17 protein-coding genes are annotated in these 15392 nt (G+C 67.4%); 13 read left to right on the forward strand and 4 right to left on the reverse strand.

Annotated features, from left to right (window positions below; genetic code table 11):
* The first annotated feature begins 2 nt into the window (after positions 1-2).
* A complete protein-coding gene (gene gspF, locus BSIN_RS22140) occupies positions 3-1220 on the forward strand; it encodes a type II secretion system inner membrane protein GspF (RefSeq protein ID WP_059517066.1) in 1218 nt (405 codons plus the stop codon).
* Positions 1221-1472: 252 nt separating this feature from the next.
* Here gspF and BSIN_RS22145 read toward each other — a convergent pair whose 3' ends face one another.
* Positions 1473-1883, reverse strand: a complete 411-nt coding sequence (locus BSIN_RS22145) for a hypothetical protein (RefSeq protein ID WP_059517069.1) — start codon at positions 1881-1883, stop codon at positions 1473-1475.
* 183 nt (positions 1884-2066) lie between these two features.
* Between BSIN_RS22145 and gspG the strand changes: the two genes are divergently transcribed.
* The 8 genes from gspG to BSIN_RS22185 all read left to right on the forward strand — a co-directional run bounded on the left by gspG (position 2067) and on the right by BSIN_RS22185 (position 8312).
* The gene (gene gspG, locus BSIN_RS22150; protein ID WP_059517071.1) at positions 2067-2519 is read left to right on the forward strand and encodes a type II secretion system major pseudopilin GspG; all 453 of its coding nucleotides are present in this window, start codon (positions 2067-2069) and stop codon (positions 2517-2519) included.
* A 39-nt stretch (positions 2520-2558) separates the two neighbouring features.
* Positions 2559-3110: a GspH/FimT family pseudopilin gene (locus BSIN_RS22155; RefSeq protein WP_089341999.1), complete on the forward strand. Its 552-nt coding sequence runs from the start codon at positions 2559-2561 to the stop codon at positions 3108-3110.
* Between the two features lie 2 nt (positions 3111-3112).
* Positions 3113-3571 (forward strand): type II secretion system minor pseudopilin GspI, encoded by a 459-nt coding sequence (gene gspI / locus BSIN_RS22160; protein WP_089342000.1) that lies wholly within the window; start codon positions 3113-3115, stop codon positions 3569-3571.
* A complete protein-coding gene (locus tag BSIN_RS22165) occupies positions 3549-4310 on the forward strand; it encodes a PulJ/GspJ family protein (RefSeq protein WP_089342001.1) in 762 nt (253 codons plus the stop codon). Before gspI ends, BSIN_RS22165 begins: the two co-directional genes overlap by 23 nt.
* Positions 4311-4314: 4 nt before the next feature.
* Complete coding sequence (gspK, locus tag BSIN_RS22170; protein WP_089342002.1) at positions 4315-5448, forward strand: type II secretion system minor pseudopilin GspK; 1134 nt, start codon at positions 4315-4317, stop codon at positions 5446-5448.
* 26 nt (positions 5449-5474) lie between these two features.
* Positions 5475-6968 (forward strand): type II secretion system protein GspL, encoded by a 1494-nt coding sequence (gspL, locus tag BSIN_RS22175; RefSeq protein WP_089342003.1) that lies wholly within the window; start codon positions 5475-5477, stop codon positions 6966-6968.
* A complete protein-coding gene (locus BSIN_RS22180; RefSeq protein ID WP_059517908.1) occupies positions 6965-7471 on the forward strand; it encodes a type II secretion system protein M in 507 nt (168 codons plus the stop codon). The genes gspL and BSIN_RS22180 overlap by 4 nt, the downstream gene beginning before the upstream one ends.
* 67 nt (positions 7472-7538) lie before the next feature.
* Entirely contained in the window at positions 7539-8312 is a 774-nt protein-coding gene (locus BSIN_RS22185) for a type II secretion system protein N (protein ID WP_173678735.1), read from the forward strand.
* Between the two features lie 114 nt (positions 8313-8426).
* Here BSIN_RS22185 and BSIN_RS22190 read toward each other — a convergent pair whose 3' ends face one another.
* The gene (locus BSIN_RS22190) at positions 8427-9995 is read right to left on the reverse strand and encodes an efflux transporter outer membrane subunit (protein ID WP_089342006.1); all 1569 of its coding nucleotides are present in this window, start codon (positions 9993-9995) and stop codon (positions 8427-8429) included.
* 246 nt (positions 9996-10241) lie between these two features.
* Positions 10242-10517: a hypothetical protein gene (locus BSIN_RS22195; RefSeq protein ID WP_059517081.1), complete on the reverse strand. Its 276-nt coding sequence runs from the start codon at positions 10515-10517 to the stop codon at positions 10242-10244.
* Positions 10518-10717: 200 nt separating this feature from the next.
* Between BSIN_RS22195 and BSIN_RS22200 the strand changes: the two genes are divergently transcribed.
* Positions 10718-11224 (forward strand): MarR family winged helix-turn-helix transcriptional regulator, encoded by a 507-nt coding sequence (locus BSIN_RS22200; RefSeq protein ID WP_059517083.1) that lies wholly within the window; start codon positions 10718-10720, stop codon positions 11222-11224.
* 166 nt (positions 11225-11390) lie between these two features.
* Positions 11391-12947, forward strand: a complete 1557-nt coding sequence (locus BSIN_RS22205) for a DHA2 family efflux MFS transporter permease subunit (protein WP_059517085.1) — start codon at positions 11391-11393, stop codon at positions 12945-12947.
* An 81-nt stretch (positions 12948-13028) separates the two neighbouring features.
* Here BSIN_RS22205 and BSIN_RS22210 read toward each other — a convergent pair whose 3' ends face one another.
* The gene (locus BSIN_RS22210; protein ID WP_059517087.1) at positions 13029-13958 is read right to left on the reverse strand and encodes a LysR family transcriptional regulator; all 930 of its coding nucleotides are present in this window, start codon (positions 13956-13958) and stop codon (positions 13029-13031) included.
* Between the two features lie 159 nt (positions 13959-14117).
* Here BSIN_RS22210 and BSIN_RS22215 point away from each other — a divergent pair, with 159 nt between their 5' ends.
* Together BSIN_RS22215 and BSIN_RS22220 are read left to right on the forward strand one after the other, a co-directional pair.
* The gene (locus BSIN_RS22215) at positions 14118-14579 is read left to right on the forward strand and encodes a CidA/LrgA family protein (RefSeq protein ID WP_069233555.1); all 462 of its coding nucleotides are present in this window, start codon (positions 14118-14120) and stop codon (positions 14577-14579) included.
* 44 nt (positions 14580-14623) lie between these two features.
* Entirely contained in the window at positions 14624-15346 is a 723-nt protein-coding gene (locus BSIN_RS22220; RefSeq protein ID WP_089342023.1) for an LrgB family protein, read from the forward strand.
* Positions 15347-15392 lie beyond the last annotated feature (46 nt).

Here is a 15392-nt window from a genome sequence, read left to right on the forward strand (position 1 = left end):
TCATGCCGGCATTTCGTTTCGAAGCGATCGACGCGTCGGGACGTGCGCAAAAAGGCGTCGTCGAAGCCGACAGCGCGCGCAATGCGCGCGGACAACTGCGCACGCAAGGGCTGACTCCGCTCGTCGTCGAGCCGGCCGCGAGCCGCTCGCGCGGCGAGCGCAGCCAGCGCCTCGCGCTCGGGCGCAAGCTGTCGCAGCGCGAGCAGGCAATTCTCACGCGTCAGCTCGCGAGCCTGCTCGTCGCCGGGTTGCCGCTCGACGAAGCGCTTGCCGTGCTGACCGAGCAGGCCGAGCGCGATTACATTCGCGAATTGATGGCCGCGATCCGCGCCGAGGTGCTCGGCGGCCATTCGCTCGCGAACGCGCTCGCCGAGCATCCGCGCGACTTTCCGGAGATTTACCGTGCGCTTGTCGCGGCCGGCGAGCATACCGGCAAGCTCGGCATCGTGCTGTCGCGGCTTGCCGATTACATCGAACAGAGCAACGCGTTGCGGCAGAAAATCCTGCTCGCATTCACGTATCCGGCGATCGTCACGCTGATCGCGCTTGGCATCGTCACGTTCTTGTTGAGCTACGTGGTGCCGCAGGTCGTCAACGTATTCGCGAGTACGAAGCAGCAATTGCCGATGCTGACGATCGTGATGATGGCGCTGTCCGATTTCGTTCGGCATTGGTGGTGGGCGATCCTGCTCGCGATCGCGGTCGTTGTCTATGTGGTGCGCACGACGTTGTCGCGCGACGGGCCGCGCCTCGCGTTCGACCGGTGGCTGTTGACCGCTCCGCTCGCCGGCAAGCTGGTGCGCGGCTACAACACGGTGCGCTTCGCGAGCACGCTGGGCATTCTGAGCGCCGCCGGCGTGCCGATTCTGCGCGCGCTGCAGGCCGCGGGCGAGACGCTGTCGAACCGCGCGATGCGCGGCAACATCGACGACGCGATCGTGCGCGTGCGCGAAGGCTCCGCGCTGTCGCGCGCGCTCAACAACGTGAAGACGTTCCCGCCGGTGTTGGTGCATTTGATCCGTTCGGGCGAGGCGACCGGCGACGTGACGACGATGCTCGATCGCGCGGCCGAAGGCGAATCGCGCGAGCTGGAACGCCGGACCATGTTCTTGACGAGCCTGCTCGAACCGCTGCTGATTCTGGCGATGGGCGGCATCGTGCTCGTGATCGTGCTGGCGGTGATGCTGCCGATCATCGAGTTGAACAACATGGTGCAGTGACGCAACGCAGTCGGTGTGGCTGGGCCGGTGCGCTGAGTTCAGATCTCGGGCACGGCGGCCGATGCGGAGGCGGCCGGAGCGCTCAGGCCCGCTGCGGCGTGGCGCGGTCGGATGCCGCAGCCGCGCGACACGGCATCACGAGCCAAGTTCGAGCGAGGCGGCGGCATGCGGCGATCGCGTCCGCGATGCGCGGTCGAACGGTCCGGCGTCGCGCAGGCTGTGCGTCGGTGGAAGTCAGTCCGCGAACGTGAATCAGCGGACGTAAATCGCGGGCGACGGCGTGTTGGTCGGCAGGAAGATTTCGGAGCGTGCGCCGTTGCGCTCGACGATGATCGAACGGTCGCGCACTTCGGCGAGCTTCGCGCCCTGCGCGATCTCGCTGCCGAGCGACACCGCGTGCGGCGCGTCGCCGCCGATGCCGACAATCGCGGACGCGCCGCGCCGCAGCGCGAGAATGCCGAACAGATGGATGTCCTGTATCGGATTGCGGGTGAGCTGACCGCCGAACAGCGCCGCGGCGTCTTCCGTGCGCACCGGCGCGCGGGCGGCGGCGGCAGGCAGCGGAGCCTGATGCGCGGACAGCGTGATGACCCAATAAGTGGCCGTCGCGCAAAGTACCGCGAACAGGGCGAGGGAAAGGAGCCGGATCGATAGCGCGTTCATGCGCGTTATTGTACGGAGGATTATGAAATTTGCGTTGAGTGGAAGCCCGAAGTGAGCCACGCCTTACAATGCGGCTTCACGCGGACGGACGTATGCGGCATGTGCCGCATACGTCGGAAGGCAGTCCCTTCCTTGGGGCATCGTCCGCTCATCGCACTTTTTTGAATGAAAAGGAAGGCACTCATGCAAATGTGGATTACTCGCCGCTCGCAGGCAGCCCGCCGTCAGCGCGGCTTCACGCTGATCGAAATCATGGTGGTGGTGGCGATTCTCGGCATTCTGGCGGCGCTGATCGTGCCGAAGATCATGAGCCGCCCGGACGAGGCGCGCCGGATCGCCGCCAAACAGGACATCGGCACCATCATGCAGGCGCTCAAGCTGTATCGCCTCGACAACGGCCGCTATCCGACGCAGGACCAGGGTTTGAACGCGCTGATCCAAAAGCCGACGACCGATCCCATCCCGAATAACTGGAAGGACGGCGGCTATCTCGAGCGTTTGCCGAACGATCCGTGGGGCAATGCTTACAAGTATCTGAACCCCGGCGTGCATGGCGAGATCGACGTGTTCAGCTACGGCGCCGACGGCAAGGAAGGCGGCGAAGGCAACGATACCGACATCGGCTCGTGGCAGTAAGCCGCTGACGCCCTGCCCGCCCGACGCGCGATCCTTCCGATGTACGCACGACCCGGCATCCGTTCCGCCTGCGTCCCACAGCGTGGCGCGTGCGAGCGCGCCGCCCGCCCGTCCGCCGGATGGGGCGCGCGGGCAGCGCTCGCGCAGCGCGGCTTCACGCTGCTCGAGATGCTTGTGGTGCTCGTGATCGCGGGCATCCTCGTCGGCGCCGCGTCGATCACGATGCGGCGCAACCCGCGTACCGATCTGCGCGAGGAGGCGCAGCGCATCGCGATGCTGTTCGAGACGGCCGGCGACGAAGCGCAGGTGCGCGCGCGGCCGATTTCGTGGCGTCCGACCGATCATGGCTTCGTGTTCGACGTGCGCACCGGCGACGGCTGGCGCGCGCTGCGCGACGATCTTTTGCGCGCGCGCGATTGGGACGGCGGCGTGACGGGCGCGGCGATCGATTATCCGGGCTCGGATACCCATCCCGAGCGGGTCGTGTTCGGCACCGAAAGCGTCGATATGCCGGTGCGCGTGACGCTTTACTCGGCGGCCGGCAGCGTGACGATCGTCGGCACCGGCAATGGCCGCTACGAGGTGCGCTGACGATGCGCCCTTCCGTCCACCCCGTTTTGCGCACGCGCTCGCGTGCCGGTGACGCGCGCGCCCGCGCGCATTCCCGGCGGCGGCGTTTCGCGCAACGCGGCTTCACGATGATCGAAGTGCTCGTCGCGCTCGCGATCATCGCGGTTGCGCTGGCGGCGTCGATTCGCGCGGTGGGCTCGATGGCGACGAGCGAAACCGATCTGCACGCGCGCCTGCTTGCCGGCTGGAGCGCCGATAACGCGCTCGGGCAGCTTAAGCTCGCGCACGCGTGGCCCGAGATCGGCACGCAGACTTTCGATTGCTCGCAAGGCAATGTCGCATTGACCTGTACGCAGCGGGTGAGCGCGACGCCGAATCCGGTCTTCCGGCGCGTCGAGATCGCGGTGTCGATGAACGGTCATGCTGGCGTGCTCGCGCAAATGGTGACGGTGGTCGCGAATGAAACCAACCGTTCGCTTTAAACGCCGCGTTTGCGCAGACGGCTGCCCGCGGCAGGTTCGCGGACGGGGCCGCGCCCGGCCTGCTCGCTTGGCCGCCGGGCCTGGCGCGCGGGCGCAGTCCGCGCAGCGCGGCTTCACGCTGATCGAGATGATGATCGCGATCACGATTCTCGCGGTGATCGCGATCCTGTCATGGCGCGGGCTCGACCAGATCATTCGCGGCCGCGAGAAGGTGTCGGCCGCGATGGAGGACGAACGCGTGTTCGCGCAGATGTTCGACCAGATGCGCATCGACGCGCGCCTTGCCGCGACCGACGACGAAGCGGGCCAGCCCGCCGTGCGCGTCTCGGGCGATACGTTGCAGATCGTGCGCGCGCTCGACGCGCCGGGCGTTGCGCCGCGGCTCGTGGTGGTGCGTTACCGGATTTCCGGCGGCCGCGTCGTGCGCTACGCGTCGCCGCCGGTCGGCGATGCCGATACGTTGCGCCGCACGCTGCAAGGCGGCGACACCGAAGGCTGGAGCGCGGTGCCGCTGATGCGCGGAGTCGGCATGATCAATGCGCGCCTTTATGTGCCGAAAGTCGGCTGGACGACCAGCATGCCCGATGCCGACAGCGCGCTCGCGCAGAACAACGATGCGATCAAGGTGCCGCAGCTCGGCAATGCGCCGCCGCCGCGCGCGGTGACGGGGCTGGAGGTCAGCATCGGTGCGACGTCGCTGCATGCGCCGATCACCCGCGTTTTTCTGGTCGGGGAGTAGCGGCATGCGCGCATTTGCCTTCGTCGTGCGTCTGACTTCACGCCGCCACGCGGTCACGCCGGCATGCCGGTCCGTTCGCGCCCGCGAGCGCGGCGTCGCGATCATCAGCGCGTTGCTCGTCGTCGCGCTGTCGGCGATCCTCGTCTCCGGGATGCTGTGGCGCCAGCAGGTGCAGGTGCGCCGGATCGAAAACCAGCGGCTGCTCGCGCAGGCGCAGTGGATCGCGCGAGGCGCGCTCGACTGGACCCGGATGGTGCTGCGCTCAGAAGGCGATACGGCGCCGGGCGTCACGTATCTCGGCGGTATCTGGGCCGCGCCGATTGCGAAGACGAAGCTGTCGGATTTTCTCGGCAAGATCGGCGTGACCGACGCGACCGATACTTCCGATACTTATTTGTCCGGCTCGATCGAGGATGCGCAGGCGAAGTTCAATTTGCGCAATCTGGTGTCGGCGGCCACGCCGGGCGCGCTGCAATTGAATGCGTCGCAGGTGCAGACGTTCCAGCGGCTGTTGACGAGTCTCGGCCTCGACCAGCAGCTTGCCAAGGTCATCGCGCGGCGCGTGCGCGCGGGGCTCAAGCAATCGGCCACGCGTTTCCAGACCGCCACGCTGCCCGGTGCCGCGAATGCGCCCGAGCCGATGCCCGATAGCGGCGGCGGCAGCAATTTCACCGACGATCCGGGGCTCGCGGGCGGCGACGGCCGCGGCCCCACGCCACTCGTGATGACGAGCATCGATTCGCTGCTCGACGTCGAAGGCGTGACGCCCGAGATGGTCGAGCGCCTGCGCCCGTTCGTCACGGTGCTGCCGACGACGACGCCGGTGAACCTGAATACCGCGCCCGCCGAGGTGGTCGCAGCGCTCGTGCCGGGGATGTCGGTGTCGTCGGCGCAGGCGCTCGTGTCGCGGCGCGAGACGGTGTTTTTCCGCAACGTCGGCGAAGTGCAGCTTGCGTTGCGAGGCGCGGGCGCACCGAATGTGAATGTCGATTCGACGCAGATCGACGTCAATTCCAGCTATTTCCTCGTGCATGGCCGCATCGAGCACGATCGCGCGACAATCGATCGCACGTCGCTCGTGTATCGTGATCCGACCACGCATACGACGCGCATCGTGCGCATCCGCGACCAGTTATAACAACGCCATTCTCTGGAGATGAGCCCTTGAGCACGTTGATTGTCCTATTGCCGCCGCGCGAGCCGGCCGTGCCGTTGCAGGAATGGCAATGGCCGGAGCTGCCGTTTGCGCTCGTCGACAAGAGCGGTCACGCGCAGCGCGCGGGCCGCGCGTCGCTCACGTTGCTGCCGCAGGCGGCGACGACGGTGCTCGTCGTCGCCGCGCGCGATTTGCTGCTGCTCGAGCAGACGGTGCCGCCGTTGAAGGGGCCGAAGCTCAAGCAGGCATTGCCGAACATCATCGAGGATCAGTTGATCCAGGATCCGCAGGGCTGCCATATCGCGGTCGATCCGACAGCGGCAGCCGACGGGCGGCGCGTGCTCGCGGTGATCGATCGCGCGTGGTTCCGGTTCATCGTCGATGCATTTACGGCGGCGGGCCATCGCCATTTGCGCGCGGTGCCCGCGACCCGCTGCCTGCCGCCGCCGCAGCAGCAGCGTGCGGCAGCGCGCGCCGATGCCGATGCCGTGCAAGGCGCGCACGGCGCGCCACGCGAGCATGCCGCCGTGGCAGCCGCACACGACGCTGCGCTTGGCACCGCCGCCGGCGCGGCGGGTTCGGTGCTCACGCCGCCCAGCGTGGACGACGGCGCAGCCGTATCCGGCGAGCCCATGCTGGGCGCGCAGTTGCACGAACCGATCGTCGCGCTCGCGCTGGGGCTGGCCGCGACGGCGAGCGCGCCGTCGCTCGCCGAGGAATCGGCCGATGCCGTGCCGCCGACGGCCGCCGCGCCGCGCGTCGAGCTGGCGCTTGCGCGCGGTGCGCTCGGCGAAGGCTTCGCCGCGCCGCTGCCCGCCGTGGCCGCGACGCTCGAAGCGCTCGCGGACGGCACGCCGCTCGAACTGTACGAACTCGGCGAGCCGGGCGCGCAGCCGCAGCTCGCGTCGGTGCGCCCGCTCGACGACAAGCGGCTCGTGCCGGGCGCCGCGATCTGGCCGTTCGATGCATTCGCGCGCCGCGCGCTCGACGAGCGTTTCGATCTGTGCCAGTTCGAATTCGAATTCGCGCCGTGGCGCTTCGACCGCGCGACGCTCACGCGCCTGCGCGTTCCGCTCGCGCTTGCAGCCGCCTCGCTCGTGGTCGCGGTGATCGGCGTGAACGCGCATTGGTGGAAGCTCGCGCGCGAGCGCGATGCGTTGTCGGCGCAGATCACCGAGACGCTTCTGACGGCGTTCCCGAAGACGACGACCGTGCTCGATCCGGCCGCGCAGATGACGCGCCAGCTCGACCAGTTGCGCATCGCGGCGGGCGAGCTGTCGCCGAACGATTTTCTGTCGCTTGCGAGCGGCCTCGCCCGTTCGCTCGGCCCGCTGCCGCCGAACGGTATCGCGTCGCTCGACTATCACGATCGCCGGCTCGATGTCGGCTTCAAGCCTGAGACGAAGGTCGATCCGGATTTCGGCCAGCGTCTGTCGCGCAACGGCCTGACGGGCGAAATCGACAGCAGCACGGGTAAATGGACGATTCGGAGCCGGTCATGAAAACGGAGTTGAATGAAGCGCTGAGCCAGTTTTGGGATGCCCGCACGACGCGCGAGAAGCAGCTGCTCGGCTGGGGCGGCGCGGTGCTCGCGATCGCGATCGCCTATTCGGTGCTGTGGTCGCCCGCACAGGAGGGCCGCGCGCGCATTCAGCGCGAGTTGCCGACGATGCGTCACGAACTCGCGCAGATGAACGCGCAAGCCAACGAGGCGCGCACGCTTGCCGCCGCCGCGCAAGGCGTCGCGCCGACCGGCCTCGCATTGAAGGACGCGCTTGCATCGTCGCTGTCCGATCACGGTCTCGCGGTCGCGGGGCCGCCGCAGCTCGTCGGCAGCGGCGTGCAGATTCAGCTCAAGAACGCGGCGTTTCCCGTGTGGACGCAGTGGCTCGACGACGTGCGCCACCAGTTCAAGGCGCAAGTTGTCGAAGCGCACGCCACGGCGTTGAAGGACGACGGCCAAGTGGATCTGACGGCCGTGCTGCAGCCGGCGTCGACGAAGTGAGCGCCGGCATGTTCAGGGCCATTCATGTTAGCGGCACGCGGGGATGCGCGCGCCGATGACCGTTGCCATGCGTATTCGCCGCCTGTTGCCGTGGGCGCTGGTCGGCGGCTTGTCGATTCTCGTTGTGCTCGTCGTGCTGTTGCCCGCCGCGTGGGTGACGCCGCAGTTCGCCAAAGCGACGGGCGGCCATGTCAATCTCGTCGATCCGGACGGCTCGCTGTGGCAAGGCTCGGCGACGCTGCTGCTCGCGCCCGGCACGGATCGCAGCGCATCGACGCTGCTGCCGGGGCGCATCGAATGGCGCACCGAGTTTTGGCCGCTTTTCACGGGGCGCGTGCGGATGCGGCTGCGCCACACCGATGCGATGCCCGATGCTGTCGTGCTCGACGCGACGCCGCGCAGCGCGGTGCTGTCGGCGGGCACGATGGCCGTGCCGGCCTCGCTGCTCGCGGGCCTCGGCACGCCGTTCAACACGCTCGACCTGCAAGGCGACGTGCGGCTCGATTGGACCGATTGGCGGCTTATCGGCAACGATGCCTTCGGCCAGCTTACCGTGACGATCACCGACATGAGTTCGCGCCTGTCACGCGTGAAGCCGCTCGGATCGTACCGCGCCGTGCTGCAAGCAGGCGGCGCGAATTCGACGCTCGATCTGTCGACGGTGAAGGGGCCGCTGATGATGTCGGGACAAGGGAATTTCGGTGCGGCCGGCGCGTCGTTTCACGGCACCGCGAGCGCGACGCCCGAGCAGCGCGACAATCTCGCGGGCCTGCTGAACCTGCTCGGCCGGCCGATCGGCGACGGTTCGGTGTCGCTCGTTTATGGGGACGGCGCGCGCTGAGCGTGGCGGCGGGGCCGTGCCGCTCGAGTGGGCGCAAGCGGCTGGTCGAGTCGTGCCGGCCGCCGAGCCGGCCGCCCACGCCGCGCGGTCACGGGCAAAGCTGAACCGGCGGCGTTAGCGTTGTGCGACGGCAGGCGCGTTCGCCCGCGTCGCGGCCTCGGGAGCGGCCGATGTCGCGCGCGTGTTCGCAGGTGCTGCGTTGACCGGCGCTGATCCTGGCGCTGGCGTGCGCGCCGCCTCGCCGGCGATCTGCGAGACGTCCCAGCCGCCGCCGAGCGCTTTCACGAGACCGACCGACGACACCATCCGCTGTCCGGCGATCGTCGTGAGCTTCTGCCGCGCGCTGAACGCGGTCGTCTGCGCGGTCAACACGTTCAAATAGCCGACCGTGCCCGCCTTGTATTGATTGAGCGCGATATCGAGCGCGTGCTGAGCGGAGTCGACCGCTTGCCGCTGCACGCCGATCTCCTGCTCGAGGATGCGCTGCGATGCGAGGTTGTCCTCGACATCCTGGAATGCGGACAGCACGGCGGCCCGATAAGCGGCGACGTCCTGATCGTAGGTCGCGCGCGCGGCCTCGGTCTGCGCGGCGCGCAAGCCCGCGTCGAACAGCGTCGCGGCGAGTTGCGGCCCGACCGACCAGAAGCGCGCCGGCAGCGTGAAAAGCTGCGACCACACGGAGCTTTGAAAGCCGCCGGACGCCGACAGCGTGAGCGTCGGAAAGAACGCGGCGATCGCGACGCCGATCTGCTCGTTCGCCGCGGCCGCGCGCCGCTCGGCGGCGGCAATGTCGGGCCGCCGTTCGAGGATCGCCGACGGCACGTCGATCGGCATGGCCGGCGGCTCGGCGGCGAGCGGTAGCGGCGGCAGCGAAAACGTCGACGCGGGCTCGCCGATGAGCGTCGCGATCGCGTGCTCGTATTGCGCGCGCGCAATGCCGTTATCGATCGCGCTCGCTTGCGCCGACTGCAATTGCGTTTGCGCCTGGATCACGTCCGAGCGTGCGGCCACGCCCTGCGCATACTGGTTTTCCGTCAACTGCAGCGATTTCTGGTATGACGCGACGGTATCGTCCAGCAGCTTCTGCGTCGCATCGGCGGTGCGCAATTGGAAGTAGGTTTGCGCAAGCGTTGCCTGCGCGGACAGCCGCGCGTTCGCAAGATCGGCGGCGGCCGCCGCTTCGTTCGCCTTCTGCGCGCTGACGGTGCGGCTCACCTTACCCCACAGGTCCGGCTCCCACGATGCGTCGAGGCCGACGTTGTAGCTATTGCTGACGGTGTTGCGCGCGATTGAGCTTGTCGTTGCCGCGCTGCCCGCGCGCGAGCCGCTTGCCGTTACGCCGAGCGTCGGGAAATACGACGCGCGCGCTTGCGCGACGAGCGCGCGCGCCTGGCGGTACGCCGCCGCATATTGCGCGACCGTTTGATTCGATGCGTTGAGCTTGTCGACCAGCGCGTCGAGTTGCGGATCGCCGTAGATCGTCCACCATGGGCCGCGGTCTGCGCGATCGGCCGGCTGCGCCACTTTCCAGCCGGGCGGCGCTTCCTTGTAGGCGGCGGGGATCGTGGCGGCGGGACGCTGATAATCAGGCCCGAGCGCGCAGCCGGCGACGAGCATGGCCGTCGCGGCGGCGACGGCCATGCTCAGCGCGCGGCGCGCACGTGGGCAGGGGACATGCGGCATGCTTTGGATTCCTGTCGAGGCTGCCGCCCTGGGCGGGCAAGCGGGCGACGCGGCCTGCGATTCGCATAAACAGGCCGTGACGCCGGCGGCGTGGCCAAATGGTAACTGACGGCTGCGCAATTGCGCAGCCGCTAGGGTAAAGCGCGTGCGCCGCAGGATGTGTTACCGGCTCAAGGGGACGGATTACCGTGCGTTACGGATGTAAACGCGGATGTCAAACGCGCCGCGCGCCTGCTGCCCGGCTTATTACGGGCAGCGCACCGGCTGAGGAGGCGCGGCGGGCAGGCAAAGCTGCGCCGAAGGCTCCCGGGTGGATGCCGCCCGCGTGCTGCCGCGAGCCGTGCGCTGCCGGCGATGGTCGAACCACGCGAACCCGAGCGCCGCGAGCGAGCCGCCGGGCACGATCAGCATCGCCACATAGAGCGCGATCTTCCAGCCGCGATGCGGAGCGCAAAGCGTATGGCGAGCGGTATCGGTCAGGTTGCGGCGCAATGTGCGCGCGGCTCGTTTCAGGGGCGGCATGGCGGTCAATCCTCGGTACGCACGCCGAAACACGGCGTGCGTAAGCAAACGGTCAGAACATCGTCTCGGGCAGCGCATCGCGCGTAACTCATTGCCTGAAATAATATTGACTAAGCAACCAATATTCAAGATACTGGCGGCGTCTTTCCTTGGAATGCACTGTTGCAGCAACCGCAATCAACGCAGGCGTCCCGGCGAGCATGAGCGGCCTCTACGACCCCGAACACATCGAGCTTGAATCGAACGTCGGCTTTTATTTGACGAAGGCGCGGCAGTTGTTGATCGAGCGGCTGGACCGCGCGCTTGGCCCGCTCGAGCTGACCGCGCAGCAGATCGGCGTGATTCTGCTGCTGGCGCGCGGCTACGCGCGCACGCCGTTCGAGCTGTCGCGCAAGCTGTCTTATGACAGTGGCTCGATGACGCGGATGCTCGACCGGCTTGAACGCAAGGGCTTCATCGCGCGTGCGCGCAGCGAATCGGACCGCCGTGTGATCGAGCTTGCGTTGACCGAACGCGGCGCGCAAGCCGCGCAGGCATTGCCGGGCGCGATCGCGGCCACGCTGAATGCGCAGCTCGAGGGTTTTACGGCAGACGAACTCAAACTTCTGACGGCCCTGCTGCAGCGCGTCATCGCGAACGGATCGGTCGCGGCCGATTCGTGCGGCAACGCGCTCGAGACCGCCGGCGCGCAGACGCTCGGCGGCTGACGGAGCCGGGTTGCGCCGGAAAAGACGCAGGATCGTGGCGGACTGGCCGGATATTTATCTGTCTGAGCAGAAGCTGACAAGTCACTTACTTATTGATTGAAATGATCGACCGAAGCATGGTCGATGCGCAGGATGCCGGGCAATTGAAGCCCGTTAGGAGGCCAGCATGGCGACGGTTCCCGTCACCCCTTCCACTGCCGAGCCCGCGCCGTTTTCGGGCGCCGCGCTCGTGCTTTTGACTGCCGGGCTCGCCTTCGGCACGTTCATGGAGGTGCTCGACACGTCGATCGCAAACGTCGCGGTGCCGACGATCTCGGGCAGTCTCGGCGTCGCGACGAGCGAAGGCACGTGGGTCATTTCGTCGTACTCGGTCGCCTCCGCGATCGCGGTGCCACTGACCGGCTGGCTGGCGCGGCGCGTCGGCGAGGTGCGGCTCTTCACGCTGTCGGTGCTGGCGTTTACGATCGCGTCGGCGCTGTGCGGCCTCGCCGAGAATTTCGAATCGCTGATTGCGTTCCGGCTGCTGCAGGGCCTGGTGTCCGGTCCGATGGTGCCGTTGTCGCAGACCATCCTGATGCGCAGCTATCCGAGCGCGAAACGCGGGCTCGCACTCGGCTTATGGGCGATGACGGTGGTTGTCGCGCCGATCTTCGGCCCGGTGATGGGCGGTTGGATCACCGACAACTACACGTGGCCGTGGATCTTCTACATCAATCTGCCGATCGGCCTGTTCTCGGCCGCGTGCGCGTATTTTCTGCTGCGCGGCCGCGAAACGAAGACGAGCAAGCAGCGTATCGACGGGATCGGGCTGACCTTTCTCGTGCTCGGCGTCGGAAGCCTGCAAATGATGCTCGATCTCGGCAAGGACCGTGATTGGTTCAACTCGACGTTCATCACGACGCTCGCGCTGATCGCCGTGGTCTCGCTCGCGTTCATGATCGTCTGGGAGGTGACCGAGAAGGAGCCTGTCGTCGATCTGTCGTTGTTCAAGGACCGCAACTTCGCGCTCGGCGTGCTGATCATCGCGTTCGGCTTCATGACGTTCTTCGGCATCGTCGTGATCTTCCCGCTGTGGCTGCAAACCGTGATGGGCTACACGGCCGGGCTCGCGGGCCTGGCCACGGCGCCCGTCGGGCTGCTCGCGCTGGTGCTCTCGCCGATCATCGGCCGCAACATTCAGCGGCTCGACGCGCGGATAATCGCGTGCTTCGCGTTCATCGTGTTCGCGGGCGTGTCGTATTGGAACGCGACGTTTACGCTCGACGTGTCGTTCGGCCAGGTGATCATGCCGCGGCTTGTCCAGGGGATCGGCGTCGCGTGCTTTTTCGTACCGATGACGACGATCACGCTGTCGAGCATCCCCGACGAGCGGCTCGCGAGCGCGTCGGGGCTGTCGAATTTTCTGCGCACGCTGTCCGGCGCGATCGGCACGGCGATCAGCACGACGTTTTGGGAAAACGATGCGATTTATCACCATGCGAGGCTGTCGGAGGCGGTGAGCGTCTATGCGCAGAACACGCAGGCGTACCAGGATGCGCTCGCGCAGCTCGGTATCGCCGGCCAGGTGTCGTCGGCGCAGATCAACCAGATCGTCACGCAGCAGGGCTACATGATGGCGACGAACGATTTCTTTTTTCTGTCGACGCTCGCGTTCGTCGCGCTGGCCGCGCTCGTCTGGGTGACCAAGCCGAAAAAGGGTGCGGGCGTGGCGATGGGGCATTGACGCGACGCGCCGGCGCGGGCGGCCGCTGCGTAATGCGCCCCCTGCACTGCACATCGCGCATCGGGCCGCACATCGCAGATCTCAACGCGGATGCATGCGCAAGCCGCCAAACGCGAGATCGTCGCCCGGATCGATGGGCAGCGTCTCGCGCGCGACGTCGAGCCATGCGCGCGCCGCGTGCGACAGGTAGCCCTTCTTCAGCCAACCGATCGCGATCGCCCAGGTGATTTCCGGCTCGACGATCGGCCGGCACGTGAACTGCGCGGCGTCGAGCCGCCGGCAGTATGGTGCGGGCAGCAGCGCGATGCCGACGCCTGCGTGCACGAGTGCCGCCATGAAATCCCAATGCCCGCTGCGGCTCACGACCTGCGGCGCGAAGCCGGCCTGTCGGCATGCGTCGAGCACGGCGTCGTGCAGCGCGAGGCTTTCCGCGTAGAACACGAACGGCTCGCCTGCCAGATCGGCGAGCGGCACTGTCGCGGCGGTGTCCCAGCGGGCGCCGCGGCGCGCGACGAGCCATAGCGGCGCGCGCACCATCGGCAGCACGTCGAACACGGCCGGATCGACCGGCTCAAGCACCCCGCCCAGCTCCAGCTCGCCCGACACGAGCGCGGCTTCGATCATCCGCGCGCCTTGCTCGAACAGCTTCAGCTCGATCTTCGGATAGCGTGCGCGGAATTCGGCGATTGCCGGCGTGAACAGCGCACCGCCGAGCGGCGGAATGCCGATCGTCAGCTCGCCGCGCCCGAGCGTGCCCAGGTCGTTCAGCTCGGCCTGTAGCTGCGCATGCGCGGCGAGCACGTCCTGGCCGCGCTGGAACACGATGCGGCCGGCATCCGTCAGCACCATCTGGCGGCCGTCGCGCAGCAGCAGCGGCGAGCCGATCTCGTCTTCGAGCGATTTCACCATCTTGCTGATCGTCGGTTGCGTGACGTGCATCTGCTCGGCCGCAACCGTGAAACTCTGCTGTCTGACCACTTCGATGAAATAACGCAGCGCGCGCAGCTCCATCGATATCTCCTTCGGCGAACGGGCCGTCACGAGTTCGATAAGGAATTCGGCGAAGAATTCCAAAACGGAATGATTTTTATAAAATCAAGTCATTTTATTTATGTCTGCGTGAATCCTATACTGACTCCGTTTGGTAATGCAAGGGATCAGGAGGACGTCGTGACGAAACGCCCGGCCGCGACAGCGCCGCGCGCAGCGGGCCTGCACCGCACGGCGCGCATCGTGCTGCAGACCGTCGCGCTCGCCGCGTTGTGGGCTGCGACCGACTGGGCCGTCCGTAAGCTCGGCGTGCCCGTGCCGTCGGGCGTGGTCGGGCTCGCGGTGCTGCTTGTCCTGCTGCTGTCGGGCGGCATCGCGCCCGGCTGGGTGAAGGACGGCGCGAACTGGCTGCTGTCCGACATGCTGCTGTTCTTTATTCCGGCGACTGTCGCGGCGGTCCAATATGGCGGGTTGTTTCGCGACGACGGCTGGCGGCTGGCGCTCGTCGTCGTCGCGGGCACGGTGTTCGTGATGGGCTCGGTTGCCGTCGCGGTCGATATCGCGGCGGGCTTCGAGCGGCGGCTCGCGCTTTCGCGCACGCGGGCCGAACGCCGCCGCGCGCGCCCGTGCGCGGGGTGCTGAGCGCGTTGCCCGTTGTCCGGCGCTCCATTTCATTCGACGACATCATGACGACACCCGCCTGCGCGCTGCTCGCCGAGCCCGCGAACACGGCGATCTCCGCCGGCTGCTTCGTGCTGACGATCGCGCTTTATTTCGCGTCGAAGCGCCTTTATGCGTACCGCAAAACCTTGTTTTTCTCGCCGCTCGTGTTCGTGCCGGCGCTGCTCGTTGCGTTCGTCGCGCTGACGGGCATTCCCTACCCGGTCTACTTGCGCGATACGCGCTGGTTGATGTGGCTGCTGGGCCCGGCGACGATCGCATTCGCCGTGCCGATCTACGAATACCGCGAGCTGATGCGGCGGCACTGGTTCTCGCTGTCGGTCGGCGTCGTGGTGGGCATTGTTGCCGCGGTGTGCGGCTCGCTGCTGCTTGCGAAGGCGCTGCATCTGTCGCCCGAATTGCAGCGCAGTCTCGTCACGCGTTCGATATCGACGCCGTTCGCGCTCGCGGTGTCCGACCGGATTCACGCGCCGCGCGATCTGAGCGCGCTCTTCGTGATCGCCACCGGCATTTGCGGAATGCTCGTCGGCGAACTGGTGCTCGCGCTCATGCCGCTGCGCTCCAGGCTCGCGCGCGGCGCGCTGTTCGGCGCGGCCGCCCATGCGGTCGGCACGGCGAAGGCGCGCGAGATCGGCAGCGAGGAAGGTGTCGTGTCGAGCCTCACGATGATGATCGCGGGTGTCGCGATGGTGCTGATCGCGCCATTGCTGACGTACTTGCCGATCTGAGCCGAGCCCGTCACGCCGGTTACGCTCGCCCCACCCGCTCCCCCGC

This window comes from Burkholderia singularis (assembly GCF_900176645.1).
Taxonomy (GTDB): domain Bacteria; phylum Pseudomonadota; class Gammaproteobacteria; order Burkholderiales; family Burkholderiaceae; genus Burkholderia; species Burkholderia singularis.

Coding starts and splice junctions, on each gene's coding strand:
- gspF (WP_059517066.1), top strand. CDS start 3: ATGCCGGCATTTCGTTTCGAAGCGATCGACGCGTCGGGACGTGCGCAA.
- BSIN_RS22145 (WP_059517069.1), bottom strand. CDS start 1,883: ATGAACGCGCTATCGATCCGGCTCCTTTCCCTCGCCCTGTTCGCGGTA.
- gspG (WP_059517071.1), top strand. CDS start 2,067: ATGCAAATGTGGATTACTCGCCGCTCGCAGGCAGCCCGCCGTCAGCGC.
- BSIN_RS22155 (WP_089341999.1), top strand. CDS start 2,559: ATGTACGCACGACCCGGCATCCGTTCCGCCTGCGTCCCACAGCGTGGC.
- gspI (WP_089342000.1), top strand. CDS start 3,113: ATGCGCCCTTCCGTCCACCCCGTTTTGCGCACGCGCTCGCGTGCCGGT.
- BSIN_RS22165 (WP_089342001.1), top strand. CDS start 3,549: ATGAAACCAACCGTTCGCTTTAAACGCCGCGTTTGCGCAGACGGCTGC.
- gspK (WP_089342002.1), top strand. CDS start 4,315: ATGCGCGCATTTGCCTTCGTCGTGCGTCTGACTTCACGCCGCCACGCG.
- BSIN_RS22180 (WP_059517908.1), top strand. CDS start 6,965: ATGAAAACGGAGTTGAATGAAGCGCTGAGCCAGTTTTGGGATGCCCGC.
- BSIN_RS22185 (WP_173678735.1), top strand. CDS start 7,539: ATGCGTATTCGCCGCCTGTTGCCGTGGGCGCTGGTCGGCGGCTTGTCG.
- BSIN_RS22190 (WP_089342006.1), bottom strand. CDS start 9,995: ATGCCGCATGTCCCCTGCCCACGTGCGCGCCGCGCGCTGAGCATGGCC.
- BSIN_RS22195 (WP_059517081.1), bottom strand. CDS start 10,517: ATGCCGCCCCTGAAACGAGCCGCGCGCACATTGCGCCGCAACCTGACC.
- BSIN_RS22200 (WP_059517083.1), top strand. CDS start 10,718: ATGAGCGGCCTCTACGACCCCGAACACATCGAGCTTGAATCGAACGTC.
- BSIN_RS22205 (WP_059517085.1), top strand. CDS start 11,391: ATGGCGACGGTTCCCGTCACCCCTTCCACTGCCGAGCCCGCGCCGTTT.
- BSIN_RS22210 (WP_059517087.1), bottom strand. CDS start 13,958: ATGGAGCTGCGCGCGCTGCGTTATTTCATCGAAGTGGTCAGACAGCAG.
- BSIN_RS22220 (WP_089342023.1), top strand. CDS start 14,624: ATGACGACACCCGCCTGCGCGCTGCTCGCCGAGCCCGCGAACACGGCG.